Origin of the sequence: Pseudomonas sp. AN-1 (assembly GCF_034057115.1) — a bacterium.
GTDB lineage: Bacteria > Pseudomonadota > Gammaproteobacteria > Pseudomonadales > Pseudomonadaceae > Geopseudomonas.
Window position 1 is genome coordinate 561,760 of the sequence record NZ_CP139195.1, and the last position, 17,767, is coordinate 579,526.

Annotated in this window: 10 protein-coding genes; 5 read left to right on the forward strand and 5 right to left on the reverse strand. The window is 69.8% G+C overall.

What is annotated here, in order from left to right; translation table 11 throughout:
• Positions 1-30: 30 nt before the first annotated feature.
• The 5 genes from arcC to SK095_RS02605 all read right to left on the reverse strand — a co-directional run bounded on the left by arcC (position 31) and on the right by SK095_RS02605 (position 5,790).
• Entirely contained in the window at positions 31-957 is a 927-nt protein-coding gene (gene arcC / locus SK095_RS02585) for a carbamate kinase (RefSeq protein ID WP_320547740.1), read from the reverse strand.
• A gap of 13 nt (positions 958-970) precedes the next feature.
• Complete coding sequence (locus tag SK095_RS02590; RefSeq protein WP_320547741.1) at positions 971-1,981, reverse strand: ornithine carbamoyltransferase; 1,011 nt, start codon at positions 1,979-1,981, stop codon at positions 971-973.
• Between the two features lie 86 nt (positions 1,982-2,067).
• Positions 2,068-3,321 (reverse strand): arginine deiminase, encoded by a 1,254-nt coding sequence (gene arcA / locus SK095_RS02595; protein ID WP_414153869.1) that lies wholly within the window; start codon positions 3,319-3,321, stop codon positions 2,068-2,070.
• 130 nt (positions 3,322-3,451) lie between these two features.
• Positions 3,452-5,188 (reverse strand): sulfate permease, encoded by a 1,737-nt coding sequence (locus SK095_RS02600; protein ID WP_320547742.1) that lies wholly within the window; start codon positions 5,186-5,188, stop codon positions 3,452-3,454.
• 245 nt (positions 5,189-5,433) lie between these two features.
• Entirely contained in the window at positions 5,434-5,790 is a 357-nt protein-coding gene (locus tag SK095_RS02605) for a bacteriocin (protein WP_201486989.1), read from the reverse strand.
• Positions 5,791-6,042: 252 nt separating this feature from the next.
• Between SK095_RS02605 and SK095_RS02610 the strand changes: the two genes are divergently transcribed.
• The 5 genes from SK095_RS02610 to SK095_RS02630 all read left to right on the forward strand — a co-directional run bounded on the left by SK095_RS02610 (position 6,043) and on the right by SK095_RS02630 (position 17,736).
• Positions 6,043-7,371 carry an MdtA/MuxA family multidrug efflux RND transporter periplasmic adaptor subunit gene (locus SK095_RS02610; protein WP_320547743.1) on the forward strand — a complete coding sequence of 443 codons (1,329 nt, stop codon included), beginning with the start codon at positions 6,043-6,045 and terminating at the stop codon, positions 7,369-7,371.
• The gene (locus tag SK095_RS02615; protein ID WP_320547744.1) at positions 7,368-10,460 is read left to right on the forward strand and encodes an MdtB/MuxB family multidrug efflux RND transporter permease subunit; all 3,093 of its coding nucleotides are present in this window, start codon (positions 7,368-7,370) and stop codon (positions 10,458-10,460) included. Before SK095_RS02610 ends, SK095_RS02615 begins: the two co-directional genes overlap by 4 nt.
• 130 nt (positions 10,461-10,590) lie before the next feature.
• Positions 10,591-13,698 (forward strand): efflux RND transporter permease subunit, encoded by a 3,108-nt coding sequence (locus SK095_RS02620; protein ID WP_320547745.1) that lies wholly within the window; start codon positions 10,591-10,593, stop codon positions 13,696-13,698.
• Complete coding sequence (locus tag SK095_RS02625) at positions 13,695-15,170, forward strand: efflux transporter outer membrane subunit (protein WP_320547746.1); 1,476 nt, start codon at positions 13,695-13,697, stop codon at positions 15,168-15,170. Before SK095_RS02620 ends, SK095_RS02625 begins: the two co-directional genes overlap by 4 nt.
• Before the next feature lie 109 nt (positions 15,171-15,279).
• A complete protein-coding gene (locus SK095_RS02630; protein WP_320547747.1) occupies positions 15,280-17,736 on the forward strand; it encodes a patatin-like protein in 2,457 nt (818 codons plus the stop codon).
• Positions 17,737-17,767: the final 31 nt, after the last annotated feature.

The window sequence follows — 17,767 nt, forward strand, 5'->3', positions numbered from 1 at the left end:
TGTCGGTGGGCCTGCTCCGGGCACTGACGCTCAGCGGAAGGTCACGCTGGCGCGCTCGGTGCTGACGCGGGTGCCCGCGCTGCCGTGGACGATGGCCTCGATCTGGGCCAGCGAACCGATCACCGCCACCCGGCCGGTGAGACGGGCGAACTGGCTGGCGGCCTGCACCTTGGGGCCCATGGAGCCGGCGGCGAAACCGAGGCGCTCCAGCTCGTCGGGGTGGGCTTGGGCGATGGCCTTCTGCGTCGGCTGGCCCCAGTCGACATAGGCCGCGTCGACGTCGGTGGCGATCACCAGCAGGTCGCAGTCCAGCTGCCGGGCCAGCAGGGCCGAGCAGAGGTCCTTGTCGATCACCGCTTCCACGCCGTGCAGCTTGCCGTCGCGGTACAGGGTCGGGATGCCGCCGCCGCCGGCGCAGATCACCACCGAACCCTTCTCCAGCAGCCACTGGATCGGGCGGATCTCGATGATCCGCTGCGGGCGCGGGCTGGGCACCACGCGGCGGAACTTGTCGCCATCCGGGGCGATGCTCCAGCCCTTGTCGCGGGCCAGGCGTTCGGCTTCCTCCTTCGAGTAGACCGGCCCGATCGGCTTGCTCGGCTTGTGGAAGGCCGGGTCGGCGCCGTCCACCACCACCTGGGTGAGGATGGTGGCGAAGGGCACCTCGGTCGGCAGCAGGTTGCCCAGCTCCTGTTCGATCATGTAGCCGATCATGCCTTCGGTCTCGGCGCCGAGCACGTCGAGCGGGTAGGGGTTGGCGGCATCGTAGGCCGCGCCCTGCAGGGCCAGCAGGCCGACCTGCGGGCCGTTGCCGTGGGCGATCACCAGCTGGTTGCCGCTTGCCACCTTGGCGATCTGTTCGCAGGCGGTGCGCACGTTTTCGCGCTGGTTCTCCGCGGTCATGGCTTCGCCACGGCGCAGCAGGGCGTTGCCGCCCAGGGCGATGACTAGTCGCATGCTCGTTCTCCCTTCAGATGTCCGCCAGGGTCGCGACCAGGATCGCCTTGATGGTGTGCATGCGGTTCTCCGCCTGCTCGAAGGCGATGCACCAGGGCGACTCGAAGACGTCCTCGGTCACCTCGATGCCGTTGGCCAGCTGCGGGTACTGCGCGGCGATCTGCTTGCCGACCTTGGTCTCGCTGTTGTGGAAGGCCGGCAGGCAGTGCATGAACTTGACCCGCGGGTTGCCGGCGGCCCTCATCAGCTCCGCGCTGACCTGGTAGGGCAGCAGCAGCTTGATGCGCTCGCCCCAGGCTTCCACCGGCTCGCCCATCGACACCCAGACGTCGGTATGCACGAAGTCCACGCCCTTGACCGCAGCCCGGGCATCCTCGGTGAGCGTGATGCGGGCGCCGGTCTCCTCGGCGAACCGGCGGCAGGCGGCGACGTGCTCGTCGCTCGGCCACAGCGCCCTGGGCGCGGCGATGCGCACGTCCATGCCCAGCTTGGCGCCGATCAGCAGCAGCGAGTTGCCCATGTTGTTGCGCGCATCGCCCAGGTAGGCATAGCTGATGTCGTGCAGCGGCTTGTCGCTGTGCTCGCGCATGGTCAGCACGTCGGCGAGCATCTGGGTCGGGTGATATTCGTCGGTCAGGCCGTTGAACACCGGAACGCCGGCGTACTGCGCCAGCTCCTCGACGATTTCCTGCCTGAAGCCGCGGTACTCGATGGCGTCGTACATGCGCCCCAGCACGCGGGCGGTATCCTTCATGCTCTCCTTGTGGCCGATCTGCGAGGACGTGGGGTCGATGTAGGTGACGTTGGCGCCCTGGTCGTAGGCGGCCACCTCGAAGGCGCAGCGAGTGCGGGTCGAGGTCTTCTCGAAGATCAGCGCGATGTTCTTGCGCCGGAGGTGCTGCTGTTCGGTGCCGGTGTACTTGGCACGCTTGAGGTCGCGCGACAGGTCCAGCAGGTAGCGCAGCTCGCGGCTGCTGTGGTGCATCAGGCTGAGCAGGTGGCGGTTGTGCATGTTGAACGCCATGACGGGTCACCTCGTGAGAAAGCGGGAGAGGGCCGGTAGGGGCCCGGAGTGGCGCGGCGGACGGACGGGACCGCCGCGCCGCTCCATCAGTAGTCGACCGCGTCGCGGATGATCGGGCAGGTCATGCAGTGGCCGCCGCCGCGGCCGCGGCCCAGCTCGCTGGCGCTGATGGTCACCACCTCCACCCCGGCCTTGCGCAGCAGGGTGTTGGTATAGGTGTTGCGGTCGTAGCCGACCACCACGCCGGGGGACAGGCAGACCACGTTGTTGCCGTCGTCCCACTGCTCGCGCTCGGCCTCGTAGGCATCGCCGCCGGTCTCGACCACCCGCAGCTGCTTGAGGCCGAGAGCCTCGGCGACCACCGCGATGAAGTGCCGGTCCTCGCGGCGGATATCCATCCCGCCCGGCTTGCCGGGGTCGGGGCGGATGCTGAACGGCACGATCTGGTTGACCACTTCGGGGAAGACGGTGACCAGGTCGCGGTCGCAGAAGGTGAACACGGTGTCCAGGTGCATGGCGGCGCGCGACCTGGGCATGCCGGCGACCACCACCCGCTGGGCCGCGCCCTTGGCGAACAGCGCCCGGGCCACCTGGCCGATGGCCTGGCGCGAGGTGCGCTCGCCCATGCCGATCAGCACCACGCCGTTGCCCACCGGCATCACGTCGCCGCCCTCCAGCGTGGCGGCGCCATGGTCCTCGTCCGGGTTGCCCCACCAGATCTCGAACTCGGCCTTGGCGAAGTCCGGGTGGAACCGGTAGATCGCCGTGGTCAGCAGGGTTTCCTGGCGGCGCGCCGGCCAGTACATCGGGTTGAGGGTCACCCCGCCGTAGATCCAGCAGGTGGTGTCGCGGGTGAACTGGGTGTTGGGCAGCGGCGGCAGGATGAAGCTGGTGTGGCCGAGGAAGTCGCAGAGCATCTTCACCACGCTGCTGGCGCCGAGGCCCTTCTGCAGGTCGGCGGCCGAGACGCCGCCGATCAGGAAGTCGGCCAACTGGCGGGCTTCCAGGCCTTCCAGCCAGTTGCGCATTTCCTCGCCGAAACCGATGCCGACCTGGTTGGCCGACAGCTTGCGGTCGAGGATCCACTTCAGCGCGTCCTTGTCCTGCAGGGTTTCGGCCAGCAGGTTGTGCATCTCCACCACTTCGACGCCGCGGTCCTGCATCTTGGCGACGAAGTCGAAGTGGTCGCGCTTGGCCTGGGACACCCAGATCACGTCGTCGAACAGCAGTTCGTCGCAGTTGTTCGGGGTCAGGCGCAGGTGCGCCAGGCCCGGCGAGCAGACCATCACCTTGTGCAGCTTGCCAGCTTCGGAATGAACGCCGAGTTTTCGCCTGGACATCGAGATCCCCTCTTCGCGTGGAGCTGATGAAGAGCAAGCGTAGAGAGGGCTGGCGACAATGCCAGCAGCCACGCCACGCGGCTGACGATCGGCCCTGCCACGCCGGCCGGATGCGCGCAGGCGTGCCGGTTCAGGGCGTCCAGTCCACCCCGTGATCGGCCAGATAGTCGTCCACGCCGGCGCCCACGGTGGGCTGGAAGACGTTGTCGCCGAACACCTCCAGCAGCCCGAAGCGCTTGAACTTGTCCTTGACCGGGTCCTTCATCTCGGCGAAGTGCAGCTCGATGCCGCGCTCGCGCAGCGTCTGGCACAGCTCGGCGAGCATGTCAGCGGAGGTGACGTCGATGCTGGTGACCGGCTCGGCGGTCACTACGACCCGCCTTACCGCGGTGGGCGACTCCTCGATGGCCTCCATCAGGCACTCGCGGAACAGCTCTGCGTTGGCGAAGAACAGCGGCGCGTCCCAGCGGAACAGCACCAGGCCAGGTACGCGGCGGGCTTCCGGATAGCGCTTGACGTCGTGATAGCCGCGGATGCCGGTGACCCGGCCGAGGATGGCGTAGTGCGGGCGCCAGCCGTCCCACAGGTACTCGAGTACGGCGATCCCCACGGCCAGGCAGATGCCGGGAATGGCGCCGAACACGGCGACTCCGGCGAAGCAGGCCATCGACAGCCAGAACTCCCAGCGCTGGATGCGAAAGATCCGCTTGAGATCGGCGAACTCGAACAGGCCGAGCACCGCGGCGATCACCACCGCCGCCAGGGCGCTGCTCGGCAGGTAGCGCATCAGCTGCGGAGCGACCAGAAGCAGCGCCGCCACGGCGAGGGCGCCGACCACGCCGGTCAGCTGGGTCTGCGAGCCGGCCGCCTCGGCCACCGGCGTGCGCGAGGAGCTGCTGCTGATCGGGAAGCCCTGGAACAGCCCGGCGGCGAGGTTGGCGGCCCCCAGGCCGACCATCTCCTGGTTGGGATCGACCGGGGTCTGGGTGCGCGCGGCGTAGGTGCGCGACAGCACGCTGGTGTCGGCGAAGGAGACGATGGCCACGGCGCAGCCGCCGAGCACCACGGTGGCGATGTCCACGCCGCTGAGCCAGGGCAGGACGAAGCTGGGCAGGCCCTGGGGCAGGTCACCCAGCACCTTGACGCCGTGCTTGTCGAGATCGAGGAGACCGACCGCCACGGTGGCGAGGATCACCACGATGAGGATGCCCGGCAGCTGCTTGAACGGCTTGAGCAGCAGGATCAGCGCCAGGCTGCCGCCGCCGACGGCAAAGCTGTACCAGTTGGCCTGGCCGGCGGCGATGGCTTCGACCAGGTGCCAGAGGTCGAGCAGGGGGCCTTCGCCTTCGATGGAAATGCCGAACAGCTTGGGCGTCTGGGCGATCAGCACGACCAGGGCGATGCCGTTCATGTAGCCGTAGCGGATCGGCTTGGACAGCAGCTCGGTGATGAAGCCCAGGCGCAGCAGACCGACGGCGATGCACACCACGCCGGAGACCACCGCCATCATGCTGGCCAGGGTGATGGCGCGCATCGGGTCGCCGCCGGAGAGCGGCAGCACCACGGCGAGGATGGGCGCGGCCAGCGAAGAGTCCGGGCCGAGCACCAGGATGCGGCTGGGGCCGAACAGGGCGTAGGCCAGCAGCGGCACAATGGTGGCGTACAGGCCGTAGATGCCCGGCACCCCGGAGGCCTCGGCGTAGGCGATGCCGACCGGCACCAGCATAGAGGTGAGCACCAGGCCGGCGGCCAGGTCCTTGGGCAGCCATTCCGGCTGGTATTGCCTGAGCATCAGCAGGCCGGGCAGCCAGCGCAGCCAGGAGCTGGGGGTGGAGCGGGGCGATGGCAACGGAGGCGGGGAGCGCATGACGGAAGCGTCCTTGGCGAGCGCAGGGAGCCGGCTCGAGGGGCTTGGCGGTTGGGCATCGAGAAGAAGGCTAGGCGGAGTTTCGCCGTCATGCCGGCTCGCCGCCCCGTGGCAGCGCGGGTTCGCAGTCGTTCAGGGGAACGCAATGACAAACGCCCCGAACTCGGTCGGGGCGTTTGCTGGTGGTCAGCCCTTCGGGGCTTTCACACGGCTTGTGGCGTCGGGCGATGAGCCCGGGGCGTTGCTCAACGTCCCATCTTGTTGCCGAGAGCGCCGCCGGCCGCGCCGCCGAGGCCTGCGCCGATGGCGCCGCCGGTGCTGCCGCCGATGGTGTTGCCGAGCAGCGAGCCACCGGCCGCGCCAAGGCCGCTGCCTACGGCTGCCTCGGTCTTGCGGCCCTTCTTGGCGGTCACCGCGCCGCCGGCGGCGGCGCCCAGGCCGGCGCCGACCGCGGCGCCGGTCTTGCCACCGACCGCCTGGCCGAGGACGTTGCCCAGGGCGCCGCCGAGGCCGCCGCCGACCGCGGCACGGGTGGTGCCATCGGCCATGGCGCCTTGGGCGCACAGCAGGCTCAGGGTCAGGACGGAAAGTGCTTTACGCATGGTGCGAACCTCATGGACGAAAACCGGGTGAATTGTCCCGACCCGTCCGGCATTTGTCCAACGCCGGGCGGGCCGGATGGAAACGGGTTCACGGTGGGACAACTGCCAGGCGGAGAGGTTCGCTTTGAGGACAAACTTGTCCTGGTTGCCTGTCGGATGCCCGCCGCCGGCAGGTAAAGTGCAGGTAAAGAACCTTTGCGCTCCAACTGAGAAGCCTTATCGTTCAGGCTCCCAAGGAAAGTGACCTGCACCATGTCCGAGCTCAACCTCCCGACCCGTTCTTCCCGTAACCGCTGGCTGGCCGGCGCAACCGTAGTGCTGCTGGCCGTGGCGCTGGCCTGGTGGCTGTGGCCAGCCGGCGAGCAGGGCGCGCAACCGGGCGGGGCCCGCGGTCCGGGAGGCGGCAGCCTGAGCGGGCCGCCGGCGGGACGGCCGCGCTTCCGCGACATGGCCGGCGGCACGGTGCCGGTGCGCCTGGCGGAGGCGAAACTCGGCGAGTTCCCGGTGGAGCTCAAGGCCCTCGGCACCGTCACCGCCTACAACACGGTCAACGTGCTGCCGCGCGTCGACGGCCAGCTGGTCAGGGTGCTGTTCGAGGAGGGCCAGCAGGTCAAGGCCGGCCAGGTGCTGGTGCAGATCGACCCGCGTCCGTACCGCGCCGCCCTGGACAAGGCCGAGGGCGATCTCGCCGAGCGCCGCGCCGAGCTGAAGAACGCCGAGCTGGATCTGGCGCGTTACCAGGGCCTGTACGCCGAGGACTCCATCGCCAGGCAGACCCTGGACAGCCAGCAGGCCACGGTCGCGCAACTGCGCGGCAGCCTGCAGAGCCTGCAGGCGGCGGTGGCCGAGGCGCGCCTGAACGTCGAGTTCACCGAGGTCAAGGCGCCGATCAGCGGCCGCCTCGGCCTGCGCCAGGTGGACGTCGGCAACCTGGTCACCTCCGGCAACGCCACGCCGCTGGTGACCATCACCCAGATCGCGCCGATCACCGTCAGCTTCACCCTGCCCGAGGCCGAGCTGCCGGCGCTGCTGGCCCGCCATCGCGCCGGCGAGCCGCTCAAGGTCGAGGCCTGGGACCGCGGCGAACGGGCGCGCCTCGCCGAGGGCGTGCTGGCCAGCCTGGACAACCAGATCGACACCGCCACCGGCACGGTCAGGCTCAAGGCGCGCTTCGAGAACGCCGACGAGCGCCTGTTCCCCAACCAGTTCGTCAACGTGCGCCTGCTGCTGGAGACCCGCCGCGACGCGCTGCTGCTGCCGGCGGCAGCGGTGCAGTTCGGTTCGGCGGGCACCTTCGTCTACGTGGTGGGCGAAGGCAACAAGGTGCAGATGCGCCCGGTCGAGGTGGCCGCCAGCAACGGCGAGCAGAGCCTGATCGGCGCGGGCCTCGCCGCCGGCGAGAAGGTGGTGCTGGAAGGCACCGACCGTCTGCGCGAGGGCAGCACGGTCGAGGTGGTGGAAGGCGCCTTCAAGGAGGCCACGCCGCCGGTGGCGCCGGGCAAAGCCGAGCCGGGCAGCAACCCGCGCGGCGAGCGGCCGCTGCCGGCTGACGGCGCTCCGGCACGGAAGCCCACCGCATGAGCCTGTCGCGCCCGTTCATCCTGCGCCCGGTGGCGACCACCCTGCTGATGGTGGCGATCTTCCTCGCCGGGCTGATCGCCTACCGCCAGCTGCCGGTGGCGGCGCTGCCGCAGGTCGACTATCCGACCATCCGCGTGCTGACCCTGTATCCCGGCGCCAGCCCCGAGGTGATGGGCAGCGCGGTGACCGCGCCGCTGGAGCGCCAGTTCGGCCAGATGCCGGGCCTTGCGCAGATGTCCTCGACCAGCTCGGGCGGCGCCTCGGTGATCACCCTGCGCTTCGGCCTCGACGTCGAGCTGGACGTCGCCGAGCAGGAAGTGCAGGCAGCGATCAACGCGGCCAACAACCTGCTGCCCAACGACCTGCCGGCGCCCCCCGTCTACAACAAGGTCAACCCGGCCGATACCCCGGTGCTGACCCTGGCGATCACCTCGCGGACCCTGCCGCTGCCCGAGGTCAACGACCTGGTCGACACGCGCATGGCGCAGAAGCTGGCGCAGATCAGCGGCGTCGGCCTGGTCAGCCTGGCCGGTGGCCAGCGCCCGGCGGTACGCATCCGCGTCAACCCGCAGGCGCTGGCCGCCTACGGCCTCAACCTGTCCGACGTGCGCAGCCTGATCAACGCCGCCAACGTCAACCAGCCCAAGGGCAACTTCGACGGCCCGACCCGCGTCTCCCAGCTGGATGCCAACGACCAGCTGCGTTCGGCCGCCGAGTACCGCGACCTGGTGCTGAACTACAGCGCCGGTGCCACCCTGCGCCTGGGCGACATCGCCGAGGTGGTCGACGGCGCCGAGAACGAGCGCCTGGCCGCCTGGGCCAACCGGAGCGCCGCGGTGCTGGTCAACGTGCAGCGTCAGCCGGGCGCCAACGTCATCGAGGTGGTCGACCGCATCCAGGCGCTGCTGCCGCAGATCACCGCCAGCCTGCCGGCCGGCGTCGAGGTGTCGGTGCTCAGCGACCGCACCCAGACCATCCGCGCCGCGGTGCACGACGTGCAGTTCGAGCTGCTGCTGGCGGTGGGTCTGGTAGTACTGGTGACCTTCCTGTTCCTGCGCCGCCTGTCCGCCACGGTGATCCCGTCGATCGCCGTGCCGCTATCGCTGATCGGCACCTTCGCGGTGATGTACCTGGCCGGCTTCTCGATCAACAACCTGACGCTGATGGCGCTGACCATCGCCACCGGCTTCGTGGTCGACGACGCCATCGTCATGCTGGAGAACATCGCCCGTCACCTGGAGGAGGGCGAGACGCCGCTCAACGCCGCGCTCAAGGGGGCGAAGCAGATCGGCTTCACCCTGGTGTCGCTGACCTTCTCGCTGATCGCCGTGCTGATCCCGCTGCTGTTTATGGTCGATGTAGTGGGGAGATTGTTCCGCGAGTTCGCCATCACCCTGGCGGTGGCCATCCTCATCTCCCTGGTGGTGTCGCTGACCCTGACGCCGATGATGTGCGCGCGCCTGCTCAGGCATCAGCCGGAGGGCGAGCAGGGCCGCTTCTACAAGGCCAGCGGCGCCTGGATCGACTGGCTGATCGCCCGCTACGACTCGGGTCTCACCTGGGTGCTGCGCCATCAGGGCGTGACCCTGCTGGTCGCACTGGCCACCCTCGGCCTCACCGTGGTGCTGTATCTGGCTGTTCCCAAAGGCTTCTTCCCGATCCAGGACGTCGGCGCCATCCAGGGCATCAGTCAGGCGCCGCAGAGCATCTCCTTCAAGGCCATGAGCGGGCGCCAGCAGCGCCTGGCCGAGGTGATCCTGCGCGATCCGGCGGTGGCCAGCCTGTCCTCCTACATCGGCGTCGACGGCGACAACGCCACCCTCAACAGCGGGCGCATGCAGATCAACCTGGTGCCGCACGGCGAGCGCGATCTGACCGCCGCCGAGGTGATCGAGCGCCTGCGCCCCGCGCTGGCGCAGGTGCCGGGCATCGAGCTGTTCCTGCAGCCGGTACAGGAGCTGACCATCGAGGACCGTGTCAGCCGCACCCAGTACCAGTTCAGCCTGGAGTCGCCGGACGCCGCGCTGCTCGAGGAGTGGACGCCGCGCCTGGTCGAGGCGCTGGAGCCGCTGGCCGAGCTCAGCGATGTGACCAGCGACCTGCAGAGCCGCGGCCTGCAGGCCTATCTGGCCATCGACCGCGACCTGGCCGGGCGCCTCGGCGTGACCATGAGCGCCATCGACAGCGCGTTGTACGACGCCTTCGGCCAGCGGCAGATCTCCACCATCTTCACCCAGACCAGCCAGTACCGCGTGGTGCTGGAGAGCCAGGGCGCCCGCGACCGCGGGCTGGATGCGCTGCGCGAGATCCACGTGGCCGGCACCGATGGCGTGCAGGTGCCGCTGGCCAGCCTGGTGCGGGTCGAGGAGCGAGCCACCGCGCTGCAGGTCAACCGCATCGGCCAGTTCCCGGCGGTCACCGTGTCGTTCAACCTGGCGCCGGGGGTGGCGCTGGGCGAGGCGGTGGCGCGCATCGAGCAGGTCAAGGCCGAAATCGGCCTGCCCGAGGGCGTGCAGACCCGCTTCCAGGGCGCCGCCGAGGCGTTCCGCGCCTCGCTGTCCAGCACCCTGTGGCTGATCCTCGCCGCCATCGTCACCATGTACATCGTGCTCGGCGTGCTCTACGAGAGCTACATCCATCCGATCACCATCCTCTCGACCTTGCCCTCGGCCGGCGTCGGCGCGCTGCTGGCGCTGCTCATCTCCGGCAACGACCTGGGGCTGATCGCGGTGATCGGCATCATCCTGCTGATCGGCATCGTCAAGAAGAACGCGATCATGATGATCGACTTCGCCCTCGAGGCCGAGCGCTACCAGGGCATGGACCCGCAGGCGGCGATCCACCAGGCGGCGCTGCTGCGCTTCCGGCCGATCCTGATGACCACCCTGGCCGCGCTGTTCGGCGCCATCCCGCTGATGCTGGCCTCGGGCTCCGGCGCCGAGCTGCGCCAGCCGCTGGGCCTGGTGATGGTCGGCGGCCTCTTGGTCAGCCAGGTGCTGACCCTGGTGACCACCCCGGTGATCTACCTGTGGTTCGACCGCCTGAGCCGGCGCTTCACCGGGCGCAGTGCGGCGGGGGTGGCGGTATGAGTCGGTGGTCATATGCGGGCGCAGGGGCGAAGCCGTGCGCCTGCCGGCCTGGCGCTGGGCGAATGAATTCGCCCCTACGGAGGGGCCGAGCGTGTAGGGGCGAATTCATTCGCCTGACGGGGTGGCCGGCATGAACCTCTCCGCCCCCTTCATCGTCCGCCCGGTCGCCACCCTGCTGCTCAGCCTGGCGATCCTGCTGGCTGGCGCCTTGAGCTTCGGTCTGCTGCCGGTGTCGCCGCTGCCGCAGATGGACTTCCCGGTGATCACCGTGCAGGCCAGCCTGCCCGGCGCCAGCCCGCAGGTGATGGCCTCCAGCGTGGCCACGCCGCTGGAGCGCTCGCTCGGCACCATCGCCGGCATCAGCCAGATGACCAGCCGCAGCAGCCAGGGCTCGACGCGGGTCATCCTGCAGTTCGAGCTGGGCCGCGACATCAACGCCGCCGCCCGCGAGGTACAGGCGGCGATCAACGCCGCGCGCAACCTGCTGCCCAGCGCCATGCGCAGCATGCCCACCTACCGCAAGGTCAACCCCTCGCAGGCACCGATCATGGTGCTGTCGCTGACCTCGCCAGTGCTGGAGAAGGGCCAGCTGTACGACTTCGCCTCGACCATAGTCGCGCAGAAGCTGTCCCAGGTACCGGGTGTCGGCGAGGTGCAGATCGGCGGCAGCTCGCTGCCGGCGGTGCGCGTCGAATTGCAGCCGCGCCTGCTCGAGCAGTACGGCCTGGCCCTCGACGACGTGCGCCAGGCGCTCAGCGACGCCAACGTGCGCGGGCCCAAGGGCGCGCTGGAGGCCGGCGCGCGCCACTGGCAGGTGGCCAGCAACGACCAACTGGAGCAGGCCGCCGACTACATCCCGCTGATCATCCGTCACCAGGACGGTGCGGCGATCCGCCTGGGTGACGTCGCCACGGTGCGCGACAGCGTGGAGAACCGCTACAACAGCGGCTTCTACAACGACGAGCAGGCGGTGCTGCTGGTGGTCAACCGCCAGGCCGACGCCAACATCATCGCGACCATCGAGGGCATCCGTGCCGAGCTGCCGGCGCTGCGCGCGGTGCTGCCGGCCAGCGCCGAGCTGGCGGTGGCGATGGATCGCTCGCCGACCATCCGCGCCACCCTGCACGAGGCCGAGCGCACCCTGCTGATCGCCGTCGGCCTGGTGATCCTGGTGGTGCTGGCCTTCCTCGGCCACTGGCGCGCGGCGCTGATCCCGGCGCTGGCGGTGCCGGTGTCGCTGGTCGGCAGCTTCGCCGCCATGCACCTCCTGGGCTTCTCGCTGAACAACCTCTCCTTGATGGCGCTGATCATCGCCACCGGTCTGGTGGTCGACGACGCCATCGTGGTGCTGGAGAACATCGCCCGGCACATCGAGGCCGGCGAGAAGCCGCTGGCCGCGGCGCTCAAGGGCTCGCGCGAGGTCGGCTTCACCCTGCTGTCGATGAACGTCTCGCTGGTGGCGGTGTTCCTTTCCATCCTGTTCATGGGCGGCATCGTCGAGCGGCTGTTCCGTGAGTTCTCCATCACCCTGACGGTGGCCATCGTCATTTCCCTGCTGGTGTCGCTGACCCTGACGCCGATGCTCTGCGCGCGCTGGCTGCGCGCCGAGGCGGGCGAACGCGAACCGAACCGCCTGCAGCGCCTGGGCAACCGGGTGCAGGAGCGGGTGCTGGCCTTCTACCGCGTGAGCCTGGAGTGGGCGCTGCGGCATTCGCTGCTAACCCTGCTCAGCCTGCTGGCGACCATCGCGCTGAACGTCTGGCTGTTCGTCAGCGTGCCGAAGACCTTCATGCCGCAGCAGGACACCGGCCAGCTGGTCGGCTTCATCCGCGGCGACGACGGCCTGTCGTTCCAGGTGATGCAGCCGAAGATGGAGATATTCCGCCGCGCGGTGCTCAGGGACCCGGCGGTGGAGAGCGTGGCCGGCTTCATCGGCGGCGAGGGCGGGATCAACAACGCCTTCATGATCGTGCGCCTCAAGCCGGTGGCCGAGCGCGGCGTCAGTGCCCAGCAGGTGGCCGAGCGCCTGCGCCGTACCCTGCCCAAGGTGCCCGGTGGCCAGCTGTTCCTGATGCCCGACCAGGACCTGCGCTTCGGCGGCCACCAGGGCGGCAGTTCGGAGAACGAGTACGTGCTGCTGGCCAGCGAGCTGGAGGACCTGCGCACCTGGCTGCCGAAGGTGCGCGATGCGCTGAAGACCCTGCCGGAGCTCACCGACATCGACGCCAACGAGGGCGAGGGCGCCGAGCAGATCACCCTGGTGGTCGACCGCGACGCCGCCAAGCGCCTGGGCGTGGACATGAGCACGGTCACCGCGCTGCTCAACAACGCCTTCAGCCAGCGCCAGGTGTCGACCATCTACGAGAGCCTCAACCAGTACAGCGTGGTGATGGAGATCGACCCGCAGTACGCCCGGCACCCCGAGGTGCTCGACCAGGTGCGCCTGGTCGGCAGCGATGGCCAGCTGGTGCCGCTGTCGACCATCGCCCGCTGGGAGCGCAGCCTGGAGGAGGACCGCGTGCAGCACGACGGCGCCTTCGCCGCGGAGAGCATCAGCTTCGCCCTGGCCGAAGGGGTGAGCCTCGAACAGGCGACCACCGCCATCGAGCGCGCCATGGCGCTGATCGACCTGCCCACCGAGGTGCAGGGCAAGATGGGCGGCACCGGCGGCGCCTTCCAGCAGGCCCAGCAGTCGCAGCCGCTGATGATCCTCGGCGCGCTGCTCTTGGTGTACATCGTCCTCGGCATCCTCTACGAGAGCTACATCCACCCGCTGACCATCCTCTCCACCCTGCCGTCGGCCGGCGTCGGCGCGCTGCTGGCGATCCAGCTCACCGGCGGGCAGTTCAGCCTGATCTCGCTGCTCGGCCTGTTCCTCCTGATCGGCGTGGTGAAGAAGAACGCCATCCTGATGATCGACCTGGCCCTGCAGCTGGAGCGCAGCGAGCGGCTGAGCCCGCAGGAGTCGATCCGCCGCGCCTGCCTGCTGCGCTTCCGGCCGATCGTGATGACCACCCTGGCGGCGATCCTCGGTGCCTTGCCGCTGCTGCTCGGCGCCGCCGAGGGCGCGGAAATGCGCCAGCCGCTGGGCCTGACCATCGTCGGCGGGCTGATCCTCAGCCAGCTGCTCACCCTCTACACCACCCCGGTGGTCTACCTGTACCTCGACCGCCTGCGCCACCGCGTCAACCGCTGGCGCGGGCGGCCCAGCGATGCCGCACTGGAAGCTCCGCTATGACCGTTCCCGTCCCCAAACTTGCCCCTACATTGCTGCTGGCGCTCGCCCTGAGCGGCTGCGCCATCGGCCCCGACTACCAGCGTCCCGAGCTGAACACCCCGGCGGCGTTCCGGCAGGCCGAGGGCTGGAAGGCCGCCGAGCCGGCCGATGCCCTGGCCCGCGGCGCCTGGTGGGAGCTGTACGGCGACGCCACCCTCAACGAGCTGCAGCAGCGCCTGGAAAGGTCCAACCAGAGCTTGGCCCAGTCGCTGGCGCAGTACCGCGAGGCGCAGGCGCTGGTGCGCGGCACCCGCGCCTCGTTCTTCCCCTCGCTGGGTGCCGACGCCAGCAAGACCCGCTCGGGGCAGGGCGCAGGGCGCAGCACGGTGGTCGTCGGCGGCGCGCCGGTGTCCAGCGGCGTCAGCGGTGGCGGGATTTCCACCAGCTACGACCTGACCTTCGGCGTCAACTGGGAGCTGGACCTGTGGGGCAAGCTGCGCCGCCAGCTGGAAGCGGACAACGCCAGCCTGTCGGCCAGCGCCGCCGACCTGGCCGCGGTGCGCCTGAGCCTGCAGTCCGAGCTGGCGCAGAACTACCTGCAGCTGCGCGTGCTCGACGAGCAGCAGCGCCTGCTCGACGCCACGGTGGCGGCCTACGCCCGCTCGCTCAGGCTCACAGAGAACCAGTACCAGGCTGGCATCGTGCCCAAATCCGACGTCACCCAGGCGCGCACCCAGCTCAAAAGCACCGAGGCCCAGGCCATCGACCTCAGGTACCAGCGCGCCCAGCTGGAGCACGCCATCGCCGTGCTGATCGGCGTGCCGCCTTCCGAGTTCGAGCTGGCCGCGGTGGACGGCGTGCCGGCGCTGCCGCAGGTGCCGGTCAGCGTGCCCTCGCAGCTGCTCGAGCGCCGCCCGGACGTGGCCAGCGCCGAGCGCGCGGTGATGAGCGCCAACGCCGAGATCGGCGTGGCCAAGGCCGCCTGGTTCCCCAGCCTCAGTCTCAGCGCCGCCGGCGGCTATCGCGGCGATACCTTCGGCCAGTGGATCAACACGCCCAACCGCTTCTGGTCGATCGGCCCGCAGTTCGCCATGACCCTGTTCGACGCCGGGCTGATCCGCTCGCAGGTCGACCAGGCCGAGGCGCGCTACGACCAGACCGTGGCCGGCTACCGGCAGACCGTGCTGGACAGCTTCCGCGAGGTGGAGGACTACCTGGTGCAGCTGCGCGTGCTGGAGGAGGAGAGCACCGTGCAGCAGGAGGCGCTGGACGCTGCCCGCGAGTCGCTGCGCCTGGTGGAGAACCAGTACAAGGCCGGTACCATCGACTACAACAGCGTGGTCAGCGTGCAGACCGCGGCGCTGTCCAACGAGCGCAGCAGCCTGACCCTGCTCGGCAGCCGGCTGACCGCCAGCGTGCAGCTGATCGCCGCCCTCGGCGGTGGCTGGGACGGGGTGGCGCAGGAGCAGGAGCAGCTCGCCGATCAGCAGTGAGGCGCGCGGCGGCGCCTGTTCTGGGCTAGCTTTGCTGGGACGGAAACGGCGCAGGGCGGCGCAACGGGCCGCCTGACGGCCCGGACGGCTATCGGCTCCAGGGCTGACCATGAAAGAGAAAGAGCTGCGCCTGGCCCTGGTGTTCTTCGGCGGGGTATCCCTCGCCGTCTACCAGCACGGCATCAACCGGGAAATCCTCAACCTGGTGCGCGCCTCGAAGATCTACCACGCCGGCCGCTCCGGCGAGGACCAGGCGCCAGGTGGCAGCTTCCACCAGCATTATCCCGACGAGCCGGAGCGTTCCACCGGCGACCTCTACCACGAGTTCCTCCAGGCGCTGGGCAAGGACATCGCCCTGCGGGTGATCGTCGACGTCGTCGCCGGCTCCTCGGCCGGCGGCATCAACGGCATCACCCTGTCCGCCGCCCTGGCCCACGACCGCTCGCTGATGCCGATCAGCCACCTGTGGCTGGAGCAGGCCGACATGCTCAACCTGCTGGCGCCGGAGGCCAAGGCGCGCATGTGGAGCAAGTGGTACTTCTGGCCGCTGCTGCGCCCGCTGCTGTCGCGCCTCGGCCGCGAGGGCATGCTGCCGGGGCAGGCCGACGCCGAGATGGCCAAGCGCATCTCGGTGTTCCTGCGCTCGCGCTGGTTCAAGCCGCCCCTCGACGGCCGCCGGCTGAGCACCCTGATGCTCGACGGCCTGACCGCGATGCAGGGCGCCGCGCCGGTCGCGGACTCGCTGCTGCCCAAGGGCGAGCGCCTCGACCTGGTGGTGACGGTCACCGACTTCCGCGGCCTGGAGCGGCCGATCTTCATCCACGACCCGCCGGTGGCCTACGAGCGCGAGCACCGCCACCTGCTGCGCTTCTCCCTCGAGCACCGCAAGACCGGCCACCTGCTCAGCGACTTCGACGCCGACAGCTTCCCCTCGCTGGCCTTCGCCGGGCGCGCCTCGGCGTCCTATCCCGGCGCCTTCCCGCCCGCCCAGCTGCGCGAACTCGACGACCTGCTCGCCGAGCGGCACATGCCCTGGCCGGCGCGCTCGCGCTTCGTCGAGGCCAACTTCCGCAACTACCGCGCACGCGGCGAGAGCCCCGAGGAGGCGGTGCTGGTCGACGGCAGCGTGCTCGACAACAAGCCGATCATGGCCTGCGTGGAAGCCATCCACACCCACGGCGCCCTGCGCGAGGTGGACCGCCGCCTGGTGTACATCGACCCGCACCCCAAGGGTACCCGGCGGCTGACGGGAACCGGGGTGCCCGGCTTCTTCGCCACCCTGCGCGGCGCCCTCAGCGACCTGCCGCGCCAGGACCCGGTGTACAACGAACTGGCGGTGATCAGCCGCTACAACGTGCAGGCGCGCCGGCTCAAGGCGGCCATCCTGCACGCCCGCCCGCAGATCGCCCGGCTGATCGAGGAGGAGACCGCCGGCAAGCTGAGGAGCGGCTTCGGCGTCGACGACCTGCGCCACTGGCGGCTGCTGTCGATCAGCCTGCTGTCCGGCACCGCCATCGTCTACGACGCCTGGATGCGCTCGCTGATCTTCGAGGCGCTGGACTTCGTGGTGCGCCTCATCGCCGCGGCCTGCCAGTACACCGCCGATTCGCCGCAGGCGCGCCGGGTCGAGGAGGTGATCGAGGCCTGGGCTGGGCAGCAGGGCATCATCGCCGAGTCCTACAGGATGCCCGAGCAGCTCTACAGCAATGTCGACCTGCCGCTGTTCGCGCGTATGATCCTCGACTTCGGGCTGATCTACAAAAAGCGCCGGCTGAACTTCGTGCTGCACGAGATCAACGACCTGTATCCCGAGCATGACAGCGGCAGTGCCGCCGAATCCGAGGACCTCGACCTGCTGAAGCTCAAGCTGCACAAGTGCGTCGGCGAGCTGGCGGTCTACGACGACCTCGACTTCCTCAGCCGCCACGCGGTGAACCTGTGCCGCGAGCTGTTCATGGACGACGATGAGGGGCCGGGTCTCGGCACCGAGCGCCTGGCCAGCGAGCCCGAGGCGGTCGCGCAGATCTCCCGGCTGGTCGAGCGGCTGGCCCAGGAGTGCGACATGGCCCGCGTGGTGGACAACGTCGATGCCGTGCTGGCCTCGCCGCTGGTGCAGGGCCTGCCGGAGGCGAGCCGCCTGGCCATCCTCACCGGCTATCTGGGCTACTTCTTCTGGGACGTCATCCTGCGCCCGACCGCCAGCGCGCTGTCGCTGGAGGCCGGGCCCATCGAGGAGATCCTCGTCGACCGCATCAGCCCCGAGGACGCCGACAGCCTGGTCCTCGACGAGGGCAAGCCGGTGCTGCTCGGCAGCTCCTTCGCCGGCTTCGGCGGTTTCCTCGGCCGCGCGGTGCGCGAGAACGACTACCTGTGGGGCCGCCTGCACGCGGTGGACCGCCTGTTCGACATCCTGCTCAGCACGGTGCCGGCCAACCTGCGCGCCGGCCTGGCGGTGGAGGCGCTGAAGAAGCGCGCCTTCGAGCGGGTACTGGAGGAGGAGGGCCAACGCCTGGCGCTGGTGCCCGAGCTGCTCGCCCGCCTGCGCGAGGCGGGCGAGCGGCTCTGAGCGCGCAGACGTGTGGCCGTTCGGCTCCGGG

Bases quoted from the DNA above. Each gene is read 5' to 3' on its own strand.
- SK095_RS02605 (WP_201486989.1), bottom strand. From the start codon at position 5,790: ATGCGTAAAGCACTTTCCGTCCTGACCCTGAGCCTGCTGTGCGCCCAA.
- SK095_RS02630 (WP_320547747.1), top strand. From the start codon at position 15,280: ATGAAAGAGAAAGAGCTGCGCCTGGCCCTGGTGTTCTTCGGCGGGGTA.
- SK095_RS02620 (WP_320547745.1), top strand. From the start codon at position 10,591: ATGAACCTCTCCGCCCCCTTCATCGTCCGCCCGGTCGCCACCCTGCTG.
- arcA (WP_414153869.1), bottom strand. From the start codon at position 3,321: ATGTCCAGGCGAAAACTCGGCGTTCATTCCGAAGCTGGCAAGCTGCAC.
- SK095_RS02625 (WP_320547746.1), top strand. From the start codon at position 13,695: ATGACCGTTCCCGTCCCCAAACTTGCCCCTACATTGCTGCTGGCGCTC.
- SK095_RS02615 (WP_320547744.1), top strand. From the start codon at position 7,368: ATGAGCCTGTCGCGCCCGTTCATCCTGCGCCCGGTGGCGACCACCCTG.
- SK095_RS02610 (WP_320547743.1), top strand. From the start codon at position 6,043: ATGTCCGAGCTCAACCTCCCGACCCGTTCTTCCCGTAACCGCTGGCTG.
- SK095_RS02600 (WP_320547742.1), bottom strand. From the start codon at position 5,188: ATGCGCTCCCCGCCTCCGTTGCCATCGCCCCGCTCCACCCCCAGCTCC.
- SK095_RS02590 (WP_320547741.1), bottom strand. From the start codon at position 1,981: ATGGCGTTCAACATGCACAACCGCCACCTGCTCAGCCTGATGCACCAC.
- arcC (WP_320547740.1), bottom strand. From the start codon at position 957: ATGCGACTAGTCATCGCCCTGGGCGGCAACGCCCTGCTGCGCCGTGGC.